We start from the raw sequence: 19,965 nt of genomic DNA on the forward strand, positions 1-19,965 counted from the left end.
CTTATTTTATATTTAACTCATATTCTTGTCTTGAAGTAAGTGCTATCCTCAGCGTTCCTTCATCAAGATAGTCAATTTCTCCGCCCATTGGTATGCCGCAAGCAAGGCGTGATATTTTCACATCCAAATTTTTTAGCAATTCAATTATATATTGTGCAGTAACTTGGCCCTCTAATGTCGGATTAATTGCGATAATTATCTCTTCAATTTTAGACTCTGTCACTCTTTTCAGAATAGTGTCAAGGTTGAGTTCTTTTGGACCTATGCCATTTATTGCAGACAATCTGCCACCCAAAACATGGTATAAACCTGAATATATATTTCCTTTTTCAAACGCCCATAGATCACCTAATTCTTCTACTACACACAGTAACTTAGTGTCACGTTTTGGGTTAGTACAAATAGAACAAGGTGACTTAGTATCTAGATTTCCGCAAACTTCACACTCTATTATAAGATCTGCTAGCTCTTTAATCAAAGATGCAAGTGGTAGCATAACTTTTTCTTTGTTTTGGAGTAAATGTATAACTAACCTGCGTGATGATGATGGCCCTAAACTTGGCAATTTAGAGAAAGCATGAACTAGATTCTTTATGTTAACGTTCATTCAATAAATTCAGAATAGGCAGTCAAATGGTAACATCAAACCCTTTGTAAAGAAAGTGGTAAGTTTCTCTTGATCCCACTTTGATTAGCTATAGAAAAAATTTTTTACTCTAACGCAAAAAATTACTTCCGCACACTTAAAGCCTGATTATAATAGACTTCTTGCATAATCCAAACTAAGTAGAAAAAAGGTATCATCCGAGTAGCTCTCCTTTGTCATCCTAGTGCCTCCTTTTTTGTCATCCCAGTGTCCAGACACTGGGATGGCTTTGTTGCATCGCTAGCTATGATGGATTAAAGATAAAAAAGGTGGAGAATATCAGTAGCTTATTATTCTGGTATTTATAACAAGAACGGTCAGTGAATACCTAAATTTGAGTAAAAGAAATTTCACTACCACTCACTAATCCGGCTAAAATTCAAGAATTTCAATGCTTTAGCTATTTTCAATAGAATTAAATTTATTAATATAAATAACAAGTTACTATTCTTAAATTTGATCAGATTGATTGCAAAAAAAACAAGATTTTCAATAAGTTGCTTATAATCCTAATTATAGTTAGCCTTTCATAAGTAGCGATGCAACAAAGCCCACTGGGATCCAGGAATTTTATTAAGTTTGTAAGCATAAAAGTATAGCTAACGTGAGCTCTACCTCATACTGCCGCGAACCGTCATACCGCGATTCATTCGCGGTATCTCTTAGCCGCTAACACGTAGCGGGATGACGGTTGTCAGGCTAGCTGTCATCCCAGTGCCCAGACACTGGGATCCAGAAATTTTAATTGTAAGTAAGCATACTGGGTTGATAAGTATAAAAGTAGCTAGAAAATAAACATTTTTGATGAGATTATATGGAAAACTGGATGCCAGTGTCAAGCACTGGCATGACACCCTTCACGGACTTTTAAATTACTTTAGCTATAAATATTAAGAAATTTACCAAATGAAAAAAAAGGCAAAAGAAGCCCTGGGGTTATTATCCGCTTTAAAATATTGGCGTTTTTTATGTTTTAAACGCTTGACAAGCGAGATTCAGCCGCTTTTAATTGCAACTAACTTACGCTGCAAATGTTTAAGAAATTTACTAAGCAGAAAAAAAGACAAAGAATCCCCGAGTTAGCTAGTCTTTTACTATCTCTGTCGAGTATTGGCATTTTTTGATGTCTTGTAACGCTTTATAAGCGCGTTCAGCTTATTTAGATAAAAATCTAGATGTAGATGAAGTTTTGTAAAGACATGCAGTATCTATATACTGCAAAAAATTGAACATAAGACGCCGATACATTAAGTAATCCTTACCTTTTAATCTGCAGATTGGCGAAAGCAAATACAATAGCTTCAGTTTCATGATAAGGGGGCTGGCGAGGTTTGTCAAGGAAGTTTTTTCGTTTCTATGTTGTCAGCTACTTGGATGACGCCAATCTGAGTTGACTACACCAACTCACATTCAGCAAAAAAGAAAGCTATCTCCTTACGAGCATTTTCTAGACTATCTGAGCCGTGAACTCTATTTTCACTAATATCATCAGCAAAATCACCCCTGATTGTGCCTTTATCTGCCTGCTTTGGATCGGTAGCTCCCATGATTTGTCTGTATTTACTTACTGCATTTTCACCAACTAAAACTTGAACTACCACAGAACCAGAGGTCATAAACTCTACTAATTCCCCAAAAAAAGGCCTATCTTTATGAATTTCATAAAACAGCTCTGCTTGTTTTTTTGTTAGTAACATCATTTTTTGTGCTGTGATTTTCAGCCCAGATTGTTCGATGTAGGAATTTATATTGCCTGTAATATTATTTTTTACTGCATCAGGTTTTAATATCGAAAGTGTTCTCTCAATTGCCATATTATTTCCTTATATAAAATAGTATATTTATGGATTTATTTTATTGTAAATTTTGATTTGATAAAAGCAGTTTTTTATTTATAGTTAAGAATAAACCATCAAGGAGGTATTGTATGGGTGAATGTTGTAAAAATAACACTACTAAACAAGCTGAGCCTACCACTAAAAAACAAGCTAAATCTACTACTAAAAAATTAGTAAGTAACTTTAAGTCATCACTTTTTTGTGGAACAAAAGGGTTTTTGACTTTTAGTCTGGCATTTTTAAGTTATTTGGAATATAGTTCACATCATAATACAAAATTAAAAGAAGGTGCTGCCTTTGCAATGAAAAGAAACACTATTCCATTTCTTGAAATGACAATCATAGCACCGCTTGTTTGTTTTGCACTGCCAGCTATGCTAGGCAGTATGAGCCTCATGCAATGCGCACTTTTATGTGCTTCCTTAATGATTGCCACATGTTTTATTGTCAGAACTTTTCATCTGCGTGAGAAGTTAATGGAAAAAATCACTAACCATAGTAGAAAAGAAATAGACGCGGAATTTAAGAAAGATACTATAAAATTTCCTATCTTTGATCAAAATAGAAAACACACCGAGTATAATTCGCCTAACTCAGGGCGACTACTGGATGAAACAAGTAGCACCTCTCTTTTCGTTAAAGTTTTACTTTTTCCCCTCAAGGTTCTTCTGAATGTCCTGCAAAGTTGTATAATGCTATCTTTAGCTGCTGTTGAACTTCTTGAAACGGTACCAAGTCTTTTTGTCGATACATTTTTCGATTGGCACTTCACATCCACCAAGAGTAACCTGAAGAGATCAGGCCACTTATTGTATGCCAGTGTAAGAAATTTAGTGCCTATAACTAAATTTGATGAGTGTGTAGCTAATTTTATAGGCACCCCAGAAGTAACTTGTTGTAGTAGTGCGTAGGTGAAAAAGGCAGTTATCTTATTTAATCTTGGCGGGCCTGATTCACTAAATGCGGTCCGTCCTTTTTTATTCAACCTTTTTTATGACAGGAGAATAATCAATCTACCGAATCCCTTTCGGTTTCTTTTAGCAAAGTTTATATCTGCGAAACGAGAAAATACTGCACGAAAAATATACGAGGAAATTGGAGGTAAATCGCCAATTCTAGAGAATACAAAAATGCAAGCTAATGCTTCAGAACTAAAATTAAACGAAAATAGAAACCATGTACACAAGGTATTCATCTGCATGCGCTATTGGCGTCCATTTGCTGACGAAGTTATTGAAAGTGTAAAACAGTTTGATCCTGACGAAGTAATTCTGCTGCCACTGTATCCACAATATTCAACTACCACAACTCTGTCATCCATCGAGAATTGGCAAAAAAATGCTAAACGGTATGGCCTAAAATGCAATACAAAAATGATTCACCGTTATTATGATAACCAAGATTTTATTGAAGCTCACACTAATCTGATAGCTAAGTACTATAAATTGGCTAGAAAAATCGGTAAACCAAGAGTCCTATTTTCAGCCCATAGCTTACCTCTTAGTATCATTAAAAAGGGCGACCCTTACGCTTCACAGGTAGAAAGAAGCGTAGAGTTAATAGTAGAAAAGTTAGCTATCAATAACTTAGATTGGTCAATATGTTATCAGAGTAAGATTGGTCCTGTAAAATGGCTAGAGCCAAGCACTGAAAGTGAGCTATTACGCGCAAAAGCTGATGGTGTACCTGTAGTTCTATCACCTATATCTTTTGTTTCTGAGCATTCAGAAACTCTAGTTGAACTTGATATAGAATATAAAGCAATTATCAAGGATGGATATTACTTTCGTGTGCCAACTCTCAGTACCGATCCCTTGTTTATAAAATGCTTAGCCGATTTGTGCATAAATCTCCCTTAAAGTCCTGATTCATAGGGCTTTTCTTTTAGGATTTTATGTGATAGAATAACAGGAAGTTATTAACTATTTCATGCCAAACAAGCTAAAAAAGAAATCTAACATACTCGCACAAAGGGTGCATGATATTTATGATCATGATTTCAGGAAGGTAATCTGCATCACAACAGGTTTAACAGCCCTATTGTGTAAGATTTCACTGCAATTTTGCTGCGAGTTCATTGACAATAATAGATCCAATATCTTTCTTATACGGAATGTTGCTCGACTAGTAAAGTTTCCGACATCTATTCTATACATTGCCCATTCTGCATTTACTCTACAGGATCTAATTAAGGATTACAGAAACCCTGAGAGTAAAAAAGAGCTGGCAAAAATTGTGGGTAAATCGGCTAATCTTGCAAGCAGCAACATAGAAGAATTGATGATGTTGAAAGTCATCCATTTTTTGGCTAGAGGTAATGCAGATGTAACAAGTTATATTAGTTCAACATCAACGATCCTATTTTTGTTCATTTCAGAACCTATAAGCTATTATTATACATGCAAGAAATATCTGGATAATAAGGATCCTGAAAAGTCTGCTAAGTGTAAGAAGGACCTTATTATCAGCACATTAACTTTGTCGTTAGGTTTATTAAACTTCATATTAAGAAGGATAGAAACTCCAACTATACCAATAAACTTGGGTAGTGGTATAATCTATAATTTCAACTTAAGCGTAACAGTCAGCATAATATATAGTGCAGTATTTCTTGCAGTTCAACTTGATAAGTTGTTTAATCAACCTGTCAATGATGATCCTTCCACTGAACTTGATGATGTTCATAATATAAACGGTCATTCTAATGACAGCACTGTAGAGGTATAAGAATTAGGGATGAAAAGATTTTATTTCTACTGCCAACGCTAGTACTGCTAATTTGCTAACAATACTCCAAAGTGATAGAATTTTACCTTCTACAACCTGGCTAACATCATGAAACTCACAGTCAGTGGCATTCAAGCTAGAATATACATCTTTTCTGCTATTACATCGGTATAAGTAACATGTTGAAGTATCTCCTATATAGTATATTAGCGGTTCTGCAGAACTGCTTTTAAACATGTCAATGGTTGGTACACCTTCTTGTATAATAACGCTATTGATTGCTATTCCTTCTTTTATCTTTTTCATTTTATGACGCTTTTTTTTATTGAGGTTTAATATTTCCTCTCCACTTGTTGCTGTTATAATGCCCATCCCATATGTGCCATTGCTTGCTTTGATAAAAACGTAAGGTTGTGTTTTTATTTTATATTCTTCGTATTTTTTTTGCACTAGAGATAATATTTGGTCAACTTTAGTTGCTACTGCTCCTAGTGACAAATCATCATCAAAATCAACTCCATCACAGCTCTCTGTAAGCACAGAAATTAGCCATGGGTCTATTTTAAATTTGCCACAAAACTCAGATGCTAATTCTTGATAGATTTCAAAATACTTAAATTTCTGCCTGCTATGCCAACCGTATAGTGGGCTTGGTACTATATCTTGCTTTACGTCTTTCAGCGTGTCTGGAATGTGGCTCGTCATATCACGGTTCAGTATAATAACATCAGGCACAAATCCTGAAGTTGTCTTTAGCAGAGAGTTTTCTTTCACAACAGTTTCATACTGTTCTATTAAATTGTATACTTCATTATATAAAAGGCCAATTCTAGTCTCAAAACCTGCGAGTTGTAGTATTTTCTCTATAACAAATACGTTTTCTATATACATTTTATTGCGTGTATAATTTTCCGGTATTATAAGAACCTTTTTGTATTGATGTCTTTTAAAATAGCTTTTTATCAATCTTGCTGCCATCGTTCTTGATTCTTCACTTAAGTTATTGAACCCCGCAGGAAATAAATTAGCGTCTACTGGAACGATTTTATAGCCAGAGTTTCTAAGATCTATAGAGCTATAAAATGGCGATGTAAGGCCATTAAATTTTGCTTCGAACCAATTATTTATACTTTTTTCCAAATCTGGGTGAATTATGTTTTGCATCTGCACTTTAAATGTTATAAGGAAGGTATTATATTATAAGCTATAGTTGAACATATTTAGTAAATTTGACTAAAGATTAAAGTATAATGAGATTCTTATTTAAAGTGATAGAAAAATGATTCAACACGATAACAATAAAATGTATGGCACTACTATATTATCAATTAGAAAAGATAAAAGTGTAGTAGTAATAGGTGACGGACAAGTTTCACTGGGCCACACTGTTATAAAATCTGGAGCAAAAAAAGTTAGGCGTCTTTCTGGTGATTCCGTAATTGCTGGATTTGCCGGGGCAACAGCCGACGCATTTACTCTTTTTGAAAGATTAGAATCTAAACTTGACAAGCACCCAGGGCAATTAATGAGAGCATGTGTTGAACTTGCAAAAGACTGGAGAATGGATAAATATCTGAGGAAATTAGAAGCTATGATGATCGTTGCAGATAAATCTATTTCATTAGTAATTACGGGAACAGGTGATGTTCTTGAACCTGAAGATGGAGTCGCAGCTATTGGCTCTGGGGGAAATTTTGCTCTATCTGCAGCAAGAGCTTTAATTGACATTAAAGGAATATCAATAGAGGAAATTGCGAAAAAGGCTATGAAGATAGCTGGCGATATATGTGTTTATACAAATCATAATGTAGTTATTGAAAAGATAGAGGAGTGATATGTCTTCCAAGCAAAAAACTTTATGCACCAATTTTTCCAATCAGCCCATAACCCTTTCAGAAGGGCGGTCTTGTAGTAGCGACACCTACGATGAAAAAGATAACCTCTATAAAGATACTAAGAGTGGTTTTGATTCAAATGACAGCGATGTTCAAGTTAATGACAGCACTCAAGTTTTGTTAGATGACCTGCCACCACAGAAGATAGTTAAAGAATTGGACAGATTCATAATCGGACAGGATGATGCAAAGCGTGCTGTTGCTATTGCGCTCAGAAATCGTTGGCGTCGCAATCAGGTTCCATTTCCATTGCGTGATGAAATCATACCTAAGAATATATTGATGATCGGTCATACAGGGGTTGGTAAAACTGAAATAGCTCGTCGCTTAGCAAAACTTGCCGGTGCACCGTTCATAAAAATTGAGGCAACGAAGTTTACTGAAATAGGGTACGTTGGACGTGACGTTGATTCGATAATACGCGATTTAGTTGATGCAGCAATAGTTTTAGTTAAAGAGAAAGCCCGTAAAGCCTTAGCTAAAAAGGCTTTAATTTTAGCTGAGAAAACAATAGTAAACTCTATGGTAGGCGAAAATGCAACCGAAGAGAGTAAAAAAAATTTTAGAGAAAGGTTGAGGAATAAAGAGTTTGAGGACGGAGAAGTTTCTATTAACGTCAGAGAGAGCAAGAGTATGTTACCTACTTTCGATATACCAGGCATGCCAGGTGGGCAAGTTGGTGTGATGAATGTAACAGAAATAATGGGCAAGATGTTTAACGGGAGCAAAAAAACAAAAACTATTACGGTGAAGGTAAAAGAAGCGCGTGAAATATTAATTAATGAAGAAAGTGAAAGGCTAATGGATGAAGATAAGATAATCAAAGAAGCCATTGATCTTGTTAGTAATGACGGTATAGTATTTTTGGATGAAATAGACAAAATTGCAGCGCGTACAGAAGTAAAAGGTGAAGTAAACAGAGAAGGAGTGCAACGCGATCTGTTACCATTACTTGAAGGAACAACTGTTACAACTAAGTATGGCCATGTAAAAACAGACTATATATTATTTATTGCATCTGGTGCTTTTCATCAGTCTAAACCATCTGACCTCTTACCGGAATTGCAGGGCAGATTACCGATCAGGGTAGAACTTAAGGCACTTACTCAAGAGGATTTAATAAGAATATTAAAGGAACCAGAATCTAGTTTGTTAAAGCAGTACATAGCTTTAATGAAAACAGAAAATGTGACACTTGAGTTCACTGATGATGGTATAAAAACTATAGCTGAAATAGCGTTTACAGTTAATAGGCAAGTGGAAAATATAGGCGCAAGAAGGCTTCACACTGTCATGGAGAAGCTTTTAGATGAAATAAGTTTCATTGCTTCTGAGAAAAATAGCGAAAAATTCATTATAGACAGCAAGTATGTAAAAGATAAACTTGAGTCAATTTCGAAGCAGCTTGATTTATCTAAGTTTATACTTTAGGAAAAACGAAAAGCCTACTTTAAGTAGTATAGAGAGTGTTCAGAAGATTAGCCAGTAGACCTAAAATTTCAGCTATATTCTTTAGGCTGTTTTTCAACAGTAGAATGGTGTGCTGCGACCTCTTGCTTAACATCTAAGCTTAAGTCAATTATTGAGATATTTTCTTCATCATAATCTATGTCTTTTATTAACATATCGTCAGTAATAGTCAAAAGGTCAGGCGGAGAAAGAATAGTTCTTTTATTACCAGCTCTCATTCCCACAACTCCAAGCTCTATAGCAAGTGGTATTTTTTTATCGCCAACCCTAAATTGCACTGTTTGATCTTTGACTATATATTCCCCATTATGCTCCTTTACGCTATATTTAACCGATATCTCATCACCGCACCTTACTTGTTTTCCAGTCTTGTTAATTAAGTCATTAAAAACCATCAGATTATTTACTGAGTCGGGATATTTATCCTTTACTTCGATCAGTTTGACGTAATAAGAATTAAAATTCATTTTGTTCTCATTGGCAATAGTAACTACACGCTCTCCGCCTTCTTTCATACCTATTACCCCTAAACTCACTTCTTTTAGGTCATCTTGACCTATTTTCAAAGTAACATCAGAAACTTTGCTAGGGAGTGTTGCTGAGTTATTATTAGAAATTTTATATATTTGCAATAGGACTTCCAGGCCACAAAAAGCCTTGCTGCCACTGCCTTCAGTAATTTCATAAAAATTTATTGAATCTTCTTCCTTTTGCTGCGTTATTTCTTCTAAATATTCTGTCAGCCCATGCTTTTCAATATAGCGGTCAAGTGCTGATTCAAGTATTGGCTTCACTAGGTAATGTGCTATCGTCTGTATCAAACCACCATGCGTGGCATTTATCTCATAAAGCTTGTCCTTTTTTTCCGGTTTACCTTTGTTTATATAGACAATAGTAAACACAAAAGCAGAAGTTAAAGTGAGAATCATTACTACGGAAATAAGCATTTGTAATATAATTTTTCTAACCATCTTTCTTTACTTGATTCAATAAATCATATAAATAATTAGTATCCCCTGAAAGCGCACTCAAATTATCCAAGCTTTGTTTAAAGAGGCCGTCTATATAGTCCTCTACTTCACTTTTACCAAGCACAGACATAAGATTATTTGTTTTATCTTGTTCGTAGTCTTCAATATCATCCTTAGCTTGAAAGATAAGCCCTAGATTTATTCCATAGTTATATAACGCTTTACGTTGCTTGTCTGTAGCACCCCCTATTATAGCACCTATTTCACATGAAGCTGCAAATAGTTTTGCGGTTTTCATCAAATGAATTTCTTTTATTTTATCAGCTTGGCCCGACGTCATTCCAGCGTCATACATACAGCCGTACGAATGTTGTAGTTTTAAGGTAGAAAGGGTGTCATGCAAGTAGCTGACACTGGAATCCATTTCATGTTCAGCTCCACTATCGCATGGCTTTTTGCACGAAATGCTTGTAGGCAAAGCCTTCTGGATCCCAGTGTCCGCTACTTGAATGACAGAGGGTTGGGGGCTAAAATCTATATGCTCACTGTTAATATCTAAAGCCTGTCCTCCCACCATTCCCCTAATTCCTATTGCCTGAGAAAGAACTTTTATGATCTCACAGCGTTTCTCATTTAACGAAGATAATACCTCAAAAGCCAGAGTAAGTAGTGCATCTCCGGCAAGCACTGCTGTTGCTTCATCAAATTTTTTATGGCAGCTTAGCTGGCTTCTGCGAGTATCACTGTTGTCCATGCACGGTAAATCATCGTGAATTAGAGAGTAAGCATGAACAAATTCAATTGCTGCAGCAACTGATATTACTTTTTTAGCTTCCGCGTTAAACACTCGCGATGAAGCTACGACTAAAAAGGAGCGTATATGTTTTGCAGGAGCAAGGAGTATATAACGCATAGCTGATATAAGCTTATTCTCGCTATTTTCGGGTAAGAGTTTATTTACTTCTACAATAAGCAAATTTTTTGTTGTTTCGTCTAGCATTTTTGAATTGTTAATTGTTTAGCACGTAACGCTAGCCAGCTAGGGCAGTAGAAAACTTTACTGTAGTTTACCAGTTATAAAAGATATTGCAAACATAAAAATTTTTTATAACATCAAAGAATAGGTTATTTTTTTGGTAAGAAATGTGAATAGCGAACTAGCAAAGAGCACTAGAGAAGACATAGAAGAAAAAGTGAAAAAGATTATACTAGAGCATATTAGTAAGGATGTAGAGAAATTCAACAGCTCTTCAAAGCTTTCGGAGCATGGTACAGACAGCTTAGATGCAGTTGAAATCATCATGGCAGCAGAAGAAGAGTTTGGAATAGAAATTCCAGATGAAGACGCACAAAAAATGGAAACTATGGAGCAAATAGTTGAGTACATTAATAATAAAAAAGGCTAATAGTTAGTGTTAAATGAGCAGAAGAGTAGTAGTCACTGGTGTTGGTTTAATCACTCCACTAGCGGCAGATGTTGACAACACTTGGTCAAGGCTAATAAAAAGTGAGTCTGGCATAAAAGCAATCAATACGGATAGATTTGACTCTTCTGATCTTGCTTGCAAAATTGCAGGGCAGGTGCCGTTGCAATCAGACAACATTGAGCACCATTTCAATCCACTAGATTATATTTCTGAGAAAGACTCAAAAAGGACAGATCGTTTTATCCATTACGGTATTGCAGCAGCTATTCAGGCAGTAGATGATTCATTAATTTTGGAAAGCCAAAATATCAATCGGGAACGTGTTGGTGTGACTATTGGCTCTGGTATAGGTGGTCTTCCGTCAATTCAGGAAAATGTTATTACCATGCAGGAAAAAGGGCCCAGACGTGTCAGTCCATTTTTTGTCCCTGCAAGTCTAATAAATTTGATATCTGGCCATATTTCTATTAAATACGAATTTACAGGTCCAAACGATTCAGCAGTAACCGCATGTGCAACAGGTGCGCATGCAATCATAAACTCAGCAAGAACTATAAAACTTGGTGAAGCGGATGTTATGATTGCAGGTGGAGCAGAAAGTGCACTGTGTAGAGTTGGAATTGCAGGTTTTGCATCTATGAAGGCGTTATCAACTAAATTTAACGATAAACCGGAAGAAGCTTCAAGGCCATGGGATGAAGAACGCGATGGTTTTGTTATGGGTGAAGGAGCAGGTATATTGGTGCTGGAGGAATACGAACATGCGAAAAAAAGGGGGGCAAAAATACATGCTGAACTGGTTGGGTACGGACTCACAGGAGATGCGCACCACATTACAGCACCACATCCAGAAGGAAGAGGCGCATTTAAGGCAATGCAGCTTGCTTTAAAGAGCGCACAAATTAATCCCAATCAAGTAGGGTATATCAATGCACATGGAACTTCAACGCCACTTGGAGATAAAATTGAAGTAATAGCAATGAAACAGTTATTCGGTGACTACGTTTATAAAATACCTGTTTCTTCAACTAAATCTTCTATAGGACATTTACTTGGTGCTGCAGGGAGCGTTGAAGCAATATTCAGTATTCTTGCGTTAAATAATGGAATTATTCCGCCAACCTTAAATTTACACAAGCCTTCAGAAGGATGTGATTTAAATTTTGTACCGTTTAAAGCTCAGGAGCATAAAATTCAATATGCACTTTCTAATTCGTTTGGTTTTGGTGGCACTAATGCATCGCTCATATTTGGACAAGTTTAGTTGATGTCACCCCAGTGTCTTCCTCTTGTCATTCCAGTACCCTCCTCTTGTCATGCAAGCAGCTCTCCTACTGTCATCCCAGCACGTGACACTGGGATGACAAACGGTTGTGAAAGGGAATACATATAAAAATTAAACTATCAATAGCAATTCAAAAAGAAAAAATATTCTATTCATCCCTGAAGAAGTATTTTATTGACAATTTATGAATAAAGATCAATAATGCAGAAAAGGAATTGATGGGCGTATGCATGAATTTAACCACTATTAATTGTACATTATTTGTTGTAATTACATATTTTTTGACGTGCATTATAGCTTGGTGCTTACCTTTCAAAGACATAACATTATTAACAACATTTGTTCCGGCTTCAGTTGCAATTTTGCTAACCATTTATAATAAACAGAAGGTAAGGGATCTTTTTAAACTTAGTTCGCCAAAAAACTGTCTATTAGGGTTTATACTTATTCTGGTAAGTATGCTAATTTCCAATGGTCTTTTGTCAATTTATTGCGGTTTTTCATTTTTCCGAGAGTCTTTTACGTTAGACCGTGTAAAGGATTTGAGTGCAGTTTTGAGTCCATTAGTGATGTTATTTGTTTTATTATCAACCTTTGTGATGTGGATCATTATGTCTCTTGGTGAAGAGATCGGTTGGCGTGGCTATCTTTTGAAAAATCTTAAAAGCAAAATATCAAATTTTTATATCAGAGCAATTATTGTCGGTATTATTTGGTCAGTATGGCACATACCAACTTATGTGGTTGCTGGCTCAGCTTTGTGGAAGGATGGCTTTACATTCCCGACTATTTGTGCTTATACCCTTTATATTTGTGCAATGTCTATAATGTTTACCTAGTTGTTTGAAAAAGACAACTCGATTTGGCCAGTAACTATTGCTCATGCAACAAATAATCTTGTGTATAGTGTTTTGAGCATTCTAATGCCGTCTCCTCCTCTGTCAACTTTCGATGCAGTAATTCGCCTTACATTAGGAGCAGCTGGTTATTTCATTGTTGCAATTGGTGTTATTTGGTTTGATAAAGCTCGAGAGCGTCATTTAAGTAATTCATAGTATAAAATTTCGGGGGCAATTCGCATCAGGTGTCATGCAGGTAGCATGACACTGGGATGATGAGGAAGAAAAAGCAAATTTTGCCTTTTACGGTCAATCTATTATACTTAGTAAGACTTCAATAAACTAATGAATTATACTTTATATCTAATTAAATGCACAAGATATTAATAAGAAATAACTACAAACCTTTGGTCGGAAAAATCAAGATTAATGGCTCAAAAAATGCTGTTTTACCAATAATGGCAGCAAGTCTATTAAGTAGCTCCCCGGTAATTTTGCATAATGTACCTGATTTAATTGATGTGCATCTAATGTCTAAGTTGCTTGAAAGTCTTGGAGCAGAAGTGAACTTTATGCACAATAAAAATTATAAAGCGAACCATACTTTGAAAATTGACTGCAGCAATATCAACAATCACGTGATGCCATATAAAACCGCAAGTAAGCTAAGAACTTCTTTTCTAATATTGGGTCCAATGCTTAGCAGATTTGGCAAAGCGAGAACAGCATTTCCTGGTGGATGCAACATTGGAAAGCGTCCCGTTGATATGCATATTAAAGCATTAGAAGAAATGGGAGCTAAAATTGAAATTGACGGCTATAATATAATTGCAACAGTGAAAGGAAAGCTACAAGGAAAAGAAATCACATTTGAGAAAATAAGTGTTGGCGCAACAGAAAATGTAATAATGGCAGCAACATTTGCAGAAGGAGTGACAACAATAAACAATGCTGCAACTGAGCCGGAAGTTCTTGATTTAATAGATTTTCTGAAGAAAATGGGTGCTGATATTGAAATTGATAATACAAAGGTCATAATAACAGGAGTTGAAGCACTAAATGGATGTGTTCATAAAATAATACCAGATCGCATAGAAGCAGGCACCTATGCACTAGCTGCTATAATAACCGGTGGTAAGTTGGAGTTGGAAGGAATAAATCTATCTGATATAAGGTGTATTACAAATGAGTTGGAGACTATAGGAGCTATGGTTGAACTGTATGATGGAGGCATTGTTATTTCCAGAAAAAATGGCTCTATTAAGTCTGCTAACGTTGCGACAGATCCATACCCCAATTTTCCCAGTGATATGCAACCACAACTGATGTCTGCAATGTGCATCGCTGATGGGATATCAGTAATTGAAGAGAACATTTTTGAAAACAGATTTACACATGCAGATGAATTGAGAAAGTTAGGTGCTAATATCAGCATCGAGAAAAGCAAAGCTACTATAAGTGGAATAAAAAGCTTATCTGGAGCTAATCTATATGCTACTGACTTAAGATCAACAGCAGCTTTGGTGCTTGCTTCTTTGGTAGCCGGTGGAGAAACTATAATAAACAATTCACATCATTTATGGAGAGGATATGAAGCAATGCATGAAAAACTCAATTCATGTGGAGCTGATATCTCCATTTCGTCTTGAGGATATTTTATGAATGAAGCAACCAAACGAACTATAGTAAAAGAAATAGATGCAATCTTATATGAAGAACATAAGGTATTAGACCATGGATTTATTCGAGTAGTGGATTATATGGGCTCTGATAGCGCTATAGTTCAAGCTGCTCGTGTTTCTTATGGCAAGGGAACAAAACAGATAAGTCAGGATGAAGCACTTATAAAGTATTTAATGAGACATCATCATACAACTCCATTTGAAATGTGTGAAATTAAGTTTCACGTGAAACTTCCAATTTTTGTTGCAAGGCAATGGGTAAGGCATAGAACTGCAAATGTGAATGAATATTCAGCAAGGTATTCAATACTTGATAATGAATTTTATACACCTAAACCAGAACAAGTTGCAAAACAATCTGACAATAATAAACAAGGTAGCGGGGAAGCTTTTGATCCAGATACCTCAAAGGAAATAATAGATTCTCTAATAAATGACTCTAATTTAGTATATTCTCATTATGAAAAATTTATTGAGCAGGGGCTTGCAAGAGAAATTGCCAGAACTAACCTAATGCTTAATTACTACACGCAATTTTATTGGAAAATAGATCTGCATAATCTCCTTCATTTTTTGAAGCTTAGAGCTGATAAGCATGCCCAATATGAAATCAGAGTTTATGCAGAAGTTATGCTGGATATAATAAAAAAATGGGTTCCACTGGCCTACAATGCCTTTGTTGAATATTGCCTAGAATCAGCCTGTATTTCAAGAACTGGTCTAGAAATAATTCGCAAATTAATTAAAGGGGAAAACGTTACTAGAGAAGAAAGTAATATTGGTAAAAGAGAATGGGGCGAGCTGATGTCTATACTTGATAAACAATCTTAAAGATAAAGGCATACGTGTCAATCTCCTCTGTCAGTTAACTCTCGTTCACCAGATTGAATCTTGCTTTTTACATCACATTAACTCATCACTTTTATAGAACATCTCATTAAAATCATTTAGAGTTCCAAAATCCTGACCCTTGATAAACAGGTGATCATTAGCAACATGTGCTTCATCAAGAGTAAACAGCTCGTAATGATGATTGTGAGCGGGCCTAACAATTTCATTATATAAAACCATTACTTGTTCGTAGTTATATCCATCGCCAGCATGATATTTACCACGTACGGTATCATAAAAATTCTTTACATCATCATATGTCACTTGCAGCTCCACCTTATACTTTCCCACTTCAAGAGGACTTCCTGTCTTTATTTTTAAGGGATGTTGTGAATTTGCAACACTGTTAGAAGTTTCTGCTTCAATATCAGAATTTTTATCCATATTTTCTATCACACTTGCCATAACAGTTTCTTGTTTATCTTCTGTTGGTTTTGTTTGTTTTTCAGTCTTATTACTGCTACTGTCAGTTTCCACAGTTACTTTTTTTACTTCTATATCTTTTTGAGCTTTCTCATTACTTTGCTTGTGTATTTCATCTCCATGCAATTTTTCCTGCAGAGCTTTTTTCGTATCAGCATAATCATCACGATTGCTTTGCAAAGCTGGTTTATAACTGCTGCTATCATCCGCTTGCATTTGATCTATATAGTTAGATTCTTCTTCCTGTATAGTATTTTTTGCGTTATCCTCACCAACCGTTCCTTTCTCCCCAGACTTGGCTTCACTCTCTACCACAACTTCTTCGTCTACTTGCTCATCATCAATTGTAAATTCAGTACCTATCTGATTGCTATCTTCCTCCAATTCATTAGATAATTTTTCAGATAGCTGGTCACCACTCAAATATGGTTCCTTTGAATATTTAGCATAATTATGGGGATCGGTTCTGTTTTCTGAATAAAACCCACTTTCAAAGTCTGAGTAGGAGCTTTGATTGAGCACAAAAAATAAGTTTTCATAATTAACCAGCATATCACTATCAGGGCTAACAAAATTTAAATATTCATCGCCTTCCCATTCTGGGTGGTGTCTATACTCTGCTATGTAGTATTTACTAGAGTCGAGAGGTATCTTGTCACCTTCTTCCCCATCAAGTTGTAAAACTACTGCTGAATGCCCATTACCTAAATCATTACCTTTTACCACTTTGAATATTTTAATCTCATCCTTTTCTACAAGTTCTTTTAACTCCTCGTTCTTTTCATTTAACTCTTCCTCCCTTTGTCTTTCTGCTTCTCTCTCTCTTGCCAATCTTTCTGCTTCTTCATCAGCTTTCTTCTGCAGTTGTGAGAATACATTTTGTAATATATCTTGTGTGGTTAAGCTATTTGTGTTGCTTAAAAAATTATCTAACACATTTGATGCAATTGGTGACAATTCACCGTGATCATCAAATACTTTTTCCTTTGCTTTATCATAGTGATTTGGGTTATAGATTGCATACAGAGGATAAAAACCATAATCTGCAATTGACGCTCCGTCAGGTGATAGTTCCATTGAGAATCCATAGTAATTAAGTGGAAGATTGGAGGTTAAATATTTACCGTTATCATCCCTAACGTGTAGCTCACTTCTACCATTGTGCTCACTATATTTGTTGTAGTAGATATAAAAATTCTCATGGTTAAGATTGAAGTGATCATCTAGATTATCGAATTGAATTGTACTGCCAAGCTTCTCGCGCAAAAGATTTTTGCTTTCATCTGTAAGCTTTATATGTGCAGAAAAGTAGTATCGATCTATAGGTTCGCCTTTTTCTATTTCAAAGTTCAAAGTAATCTTGTCGTTGACCATTGGTAGCCTCCACAAATTCTATAAATCATTTTATTTATCAATCATACGGTCTGTACTATGAAAAATGTGTTAAACGTTAAGATTTTCTCTGTACCGATTCATCTATATTGCCAAGCTTAATAAAGTTACAAGCTCTTTAAAACAATGTTAAACTCAATCACTATGGCAAAAACAGTTGACGTATTACTACCACTTCCAATTGATCAGTTATTTTCATATGCAATTGAGGAAAATACTGAGATTTTACTTGGAGATTACGTAGTGGTGCCATTTGGCAAAAAACGCTTAATCGGAATAGTTTGGAAATACAGTGATAAAAGTAACCGAGAATTAAAATTTATTGAGCAAAAAATTGATTTACCAAATATTAGACCAAAATTGATCGCATTTGCAGAGTGGGTTGCGCAGTATAACTTAATACCTGTTGGTATGCTTGCCAAAGTGATAATGGGAGGAGTGTTAAAAGTAAATCACATAGATAAATTGGTTTGTGCTAAGCAGAAGCAGGAAATAAGTGAAATAAGTTGCCAATTAAGCCCTGAACAGCAGGTAGCTAGTGATAAAATAATCAGCAGTTTGAATGAGTATTCAGTGACTTTGCTTGATGGTGAGACAGGATCTGGAAAAACGGAAGTTTATCTCTCTGTGATTGCACAATTGATTAAGAATTACACTGCCGTTCCAAATGCTGCTCAGACTTTACCATCCCAGTGCCCAGAGACACAACTGTACGAACATTGTGATTTGGGTCTACCAAGAGGGTGTTATCCGAGTAGCCTGACACTGGGATCCAGTTTTTCATATAACCTCATTACAAATGTTTATTTTAACTTAAAACCAATACCTAATTTACAATCAAAATTCCTGGATTCCAGTGTCAAGCGCTGGAATGACACCTTTATACTCAAGGCAAAACCCACTGTAACATTTAGCATACCGTCTTTGCCACGTACTAGTATGACACCAGAATATGTTGAAATGACATCAGGAGAAGGTAATACACAAATTTTAATCCTCCTACCTGAAATTGTTTTAACTTCACAATTGGTAAATCGTGTTCGCGGTCAGATATCAAAAAACTTAGTTGAATGGCACTCAGGACTCACTCCAAAAACTCGCCGGAATAATTGGCTCAATATAGCAAGTGGAAATGCGCAGATAATTACTGGTGCACGATCAGCACTTTTTTTGCCTTATAAAAACCTAAAATTGATTATCGTTGATGAAGAGCACGACTCATCTTTTAAACAAGAACAGGGAATTATATATAATGCTCGAGATATGGCGATAATCTTAGCCAAATTTGAAAATATTCCGATTATTTTATCATCAGCTACTCCACTGCTTGAAACGATTCATCATGTTAAAAACGGGAATTACAATCATGTAAAGCTAACTAAACGATTTGGTGGTGCAGAATTGCCACTCATTAAAGTAGTAGATATGAGGAACAACAAGCAATGGATCTCCTCTGAGCTTTTTGAAAGCATCAAACAAACCATAGAGAAAAAACAGCAGGTTATGCTTTTTCTAAACCGCAGAGGGTATGCACAACTGGCAATTTGTAAAAAGTGTGGATATAAAATTTCCTGCTTAAATTGTGCTGTTTGGCTTACATATCACAAGAAAAAAAATGCTCTTTTGTGCCATCATTGCTCTTATCAATTAAAATTTCCAGAGAAATGCTCTAATTGCCAAAGTGAACAGCCATTGTCCCTCTACGGCATAGGAATTGAAAGGTTGCTTGAAGAAATGGTGAAATTAATACCAAACGCAAAAACTGCGATGATAAGCAGCGATCAGAAGTCGGTTAGTAACGTAATTGACTTGATATTGAAAGAAGAGGTGAACATTATAATCGGCACACAAATAATTGCTAAAGGGCACAATTTTCCCAAATTAACTTTGGTTGGAGTAATGAATGCAGATTTGAGTCTCGAAAATTCTGATTTGAGAGCAGCGGAAAAGACGTATCAATTATTGCACCAAGTTGCAGGCAGATCAGGAAGGTTTAATGAAAAAGGAATGGTAATAGTGCAAACCAATAATCCTGAAAGTTCAATAATAAAAGCATTGCTGCATCAAAAAAGAGACTCATTTTATGAAATCGAACTTAAGTCAAGACGCGAAGCCAAAATGCCACCATTTAGCAGATTAATAGCGCTTATAATCTGTGGTAAGAATCAGATTGCAACACAAAAAGCAGCGAATGAAATAGTAAAATCTCTTCTCTGTCATTCAAGTAGCTCAACTATTTGTATCCAGGAAAAAAATGTAGGTGTAGACAAAAAGGAATTTGAAATTCTTGGCCCATCACCAGCAGCGATAAATTTTTTAAATAATAAGTATCGGTATAGGGTATTATTAAAAATACACAATAAGCATAGTCTATCCATACAAAAAAAGCTGAAATATTGGATTAAAAATTGTAACTTGAATTCGAGTATTGCAGTGATAATAGATGTTGATCCTGTGAGTTTTTTTTAACGAGTTTATT

The 19,965-nt window shown here is 35.6% G+C and carries 18 protein-coding genes and 1 pseudogene; 12 read left to right on the plus strand and 7 right to left on the minus strand.

Features of this window, described 5'->3' with window-relative positions:
* Position 1 precedes the first annotated feature (1 nt).
* Both recR and ndk read right to left on the minus strand, forming a co-directional pair.
* Positions 2-607: a recombination mediator RecR gene (recR, locus tag ACQH3L_RS00785; RefSeq protein WP_010963080.1), complete on the minus strand. Its 606-nt coding sequence runs from the start codon at positions 605-607 to the stop codon at positions 2-4.
* Between the two features lie 1,433 nt (positions 608-2,040).
* Positions 2,041-2,460 (minus strand): nucleoside-diphosphate kinase, encoded by a 420-nt coding sequence (gene ndk / locus ACQH3L_RS00790; protein WP_010082097.1) that lies wholly within the window; start codon positions 2,458-2,460, stop codon positions 2,041-2,043.
* Between the two features lie 113 nt (positions 2,461-2,573).
* Here ndk and ACQH3L_RS00795 point away from each other — a divergent pair, with 113 nt between their 5' ends.
* The 3 genes from ACQH3L_RS00795 (at position 2,574) to ACQH3L_RS00805 (ending at position 5,211) form a co-directional block, all read left to right on the plus strand.
* Positions 2,574-3,395: a hypothetical protein gene (locus ACQH3L_RS00795; RefSeq protein WP_425384852.1), complete on the plus strand. Its 822-nt coding sequence runs from the start codon at positions 2,574-2,576 to the stop codon at positions 3,393-3,395.
* The gene (gene hemH / locus ACQH3L_RS00800) at positions 3,396-4,343 is read left to right on the plus strand and encodes a ferrochelatase (protein WP_010082099.1); all 948 of its coding nucleotides are present in this window, start codon (positions 3,396-3,398) and stop codon (positions 4,341-4,343) included.
* 70 nt (positions 4,344-4,413) lie between these two features.
* The gene (locus tag ACQH3L_RS00805) at positions 4,414-5,211 is read left to right on the plus strand and encodes a hypothetical protein (RefSeq protein WP_425384853.1); all 798 of its coding nucleotides are present in this window, start codon (positions 4,414-4,416) and stop codon (positions 5,209-5,211) included.
* Between the two features lie 3 nt (positions 5,212-5,214).
* Here the strand turns inward: ACQH3L_RS00805 and gshA are convergent, their stop codons facing one another.
* Complete coding sequence (gene gshA, locus ACQH3L_RS00810) at positions 5,215-6,375, minus strand: glutamate--cysteine ligase (protein WP_010963085.1); 1,161 nt, start codon at positions 6,373-6,375, stop codon at positions 5,215-5,217.
* 115 nt (positions 6,376-6,490) lie between these two features.
* On the opposite strand from gshA, the gene hslV reads away from it, so the two are divergent.
* Positions 6,491-7,045, plus strand: coding sequence for an ATP-dependent protease subunit HslV (hslV, locus tag ACQH3L_RS00815; RefSeq protein WP_006280198.1), 555 nt, complete (start codon positions 6,491-6,493; stop codon positions 7,043-7,045).
* 1 nt (position 7,046) lies between these two features.
* Positions 7,047-8,537, plus strand: a complete 1,491-nt coding sequence (gene hslU, locus ACQH3L_RS00820) for an ATP-dependent protease ATPase subunit HslU (protein WP_264705848.1) — start codon at positions 7,047-7,049, stop codon at positions 8,535-8,537.
* A gap of 68 nt (positions 8,538-8,605) precedes the next feature.
* Here hslU and ACQH3L_RS00825 read toward each other — a convergent pair whose 3' ends face one another.
* The gene (locus ACQH3L_RS00825; RefSeq protein WP_010963087.1) at positions 8,606-9,547 is read right to left on the minus strand and encodes an FKBP-type peptidyl-prolyl cis-trans isomerase; all 942 of its coding nucleotides are present in this window, start codon (positions 9,545-9,547) and stop codon (positions 8,606-8,608) included.
* Positions 9,540-10,547 (minus strand): polyprenyl synthetase family protein, encoded by a 1,008-nt coding sequence (locus ACQH3L_RS00830; RefSeq protein ID WP_425384854.1) that lies wholly within the window; start codon positions 10,545-10,547, stop codon positions 9,540-9,542. The genes ACQH3L_RS00825 and ACQH3L_RS00830 overlap by 8 nt, the downstream gene beginning before the upstream one ends.
* A 145-nt stretch (positions 10,548-10,692) precedes the next feature.
* On the opposite strand from ACQH3L_RS00830, the gene acpP reads away from it, so the two are divergent.
* Genes acpP through ACQH3L_RS00845 form a run of 3 tightly spaced genes read left to right on the plus strand, consistent with a single transcriptional unit; the run spans position 10,693 to position 12,367 of the window.
* On the plus strand, positions 10,693-10,953 hold the full coding sequence (gene acpP, locus ACQH3L_RS00835) for an acyl carrier protein (RefSeq protein WP_006279836.1): 261 nt from the start codon (positions 10,693-10,695) through the stop codon (positions 10,951-10,953).
* A gap of 13 nt (positions 10,954-10,966) precedes the next feature.
* Positions 10,967-12,238 (plus strand): beta-ketoacyl-ACP synthase II, encoded by a 1,272-nt coding sequence (gene fabF / locus ACQH3L_RS00840; RefSeq protein ID WP_010082030.1) that lies wholly within the window; start codon positions 10,967-10,969, stop codon positions 12,236-12,238.
* A 3-nt stretch (positions 12,239-12,241) separates the two neighbouring features.
* Positions 12,242-12,367 carry a hypothetical protein gene (locus ACQH3L_RS00845; protein ID WP_255322260.1) on the plus strand — a complete coding sequence of 42 codons (126 nt, stop codon included), beginning with the start codon at positions 12,242-12,244 and terminating at the stop codon, positions 12,365-12,367.
* A gap of 40 nt (positions 12,368-12,407) precedes the next feature.
* Here the strand turns inward: ACQH3L_RS00845 and ACQH3L_RS00850 are convergent, their stop codons facing one another.
* Positions 12,408-12,632, minus strand: coding sequence for a hypothetical protein (locus tag ACQH3L_RS00850; RefSeq protein WP_010082031.1), 225 nt, complete (start codon positions 12,630-12,632; stop codon positions 12,408-12,410).
* Here ACQH3L_RS00850 and ACQH3L_RS00855 point away from each other — a divergent pair.
* The 3 genes and pseudogenes from ACQH3L_RS00855 to thyX all read left to right on the plus strand — a co-directional run bounded on the left by ACQH3L_RS00855 (position 12,541) and on the right by thyX (position 15,611).
* Positions 12,541-13,314, plus strand: a pseudogene (locus tag ACQH3L_RS00855) (CPBP family intramembrane glutamic endopeptidase). The gene ACQH3L_RS00850 and the pseudogene ACQH3L_RS00855 overlap by 92 nt on opposite strands.
* 155 nt (positions 13,315-13,469) lie before the next feature.
* Complete coding sequence (gene murA / locus ACQH3L_RS00860) at positions 13,470-14,747, plus strand: UDP-N-acetylglucosamine 1-carboxyvinyltransferase (RefSeq protein ID WP_006279833.1); 1,278 nt, start codon at positions 13,470-13,472, stop codon at positions 14,745-14,747.
* 9 nt (positions 14,748-14,756) lie between these two features.
* Positions 14,757-15,611, plus strand: a complete 855-nt coding sequence (gene thyX / locus ACQH3L_RS00865; protein WP_425384855.1) for an FAD-dependent thymidylate synthase — start codon at positions 14,757-14,759, stop codon at positions 15,609-15,611.
* Between the two features lie 72 nt (positions 15,612-15,683).
* Here thyX and ACQH3L_RS00870 read toward each other — a convergent pair whose 3' ends face one another.
* A complete protein-coding gene (locus tag ACQH3L_RS00870; RefSeq protein WP_425384856.1) occupies positions 15,684-17,468 on the minus strand; it encodes a hypothetical protein in 1,785 nt (594 codons plus the stop codon).
* 144 nt (positions 17,469-17,612) lie between these two features.
* Between ACQH3L_RS00870 and priA the strand changes: the two genes are divergently transcribed.
* Positions 17,613-19,955, plus strand: coding sequence for a replication restart helicase PriA (gene priA, locus ACQH3L_RS00875; protein WP_425384857.1), 2,343 nt, complete (start codon positions 17,613-17,615; stop codon positions 19,953-19,955).
* Positions 19,956-19,965: the final 10 nt, after the last annotated feature.

The sequence above is a fragment of the Wolbachia endosymbiont (group A) of Sturmia bella genome (assembly GCF_964030905.1).
GTDB lineage: Bacteria > Pseudomonadota > Alphaproteobacteria > Rickettsiales > Anaplasmataceae > Wolbachia > Wolbachia pipientis.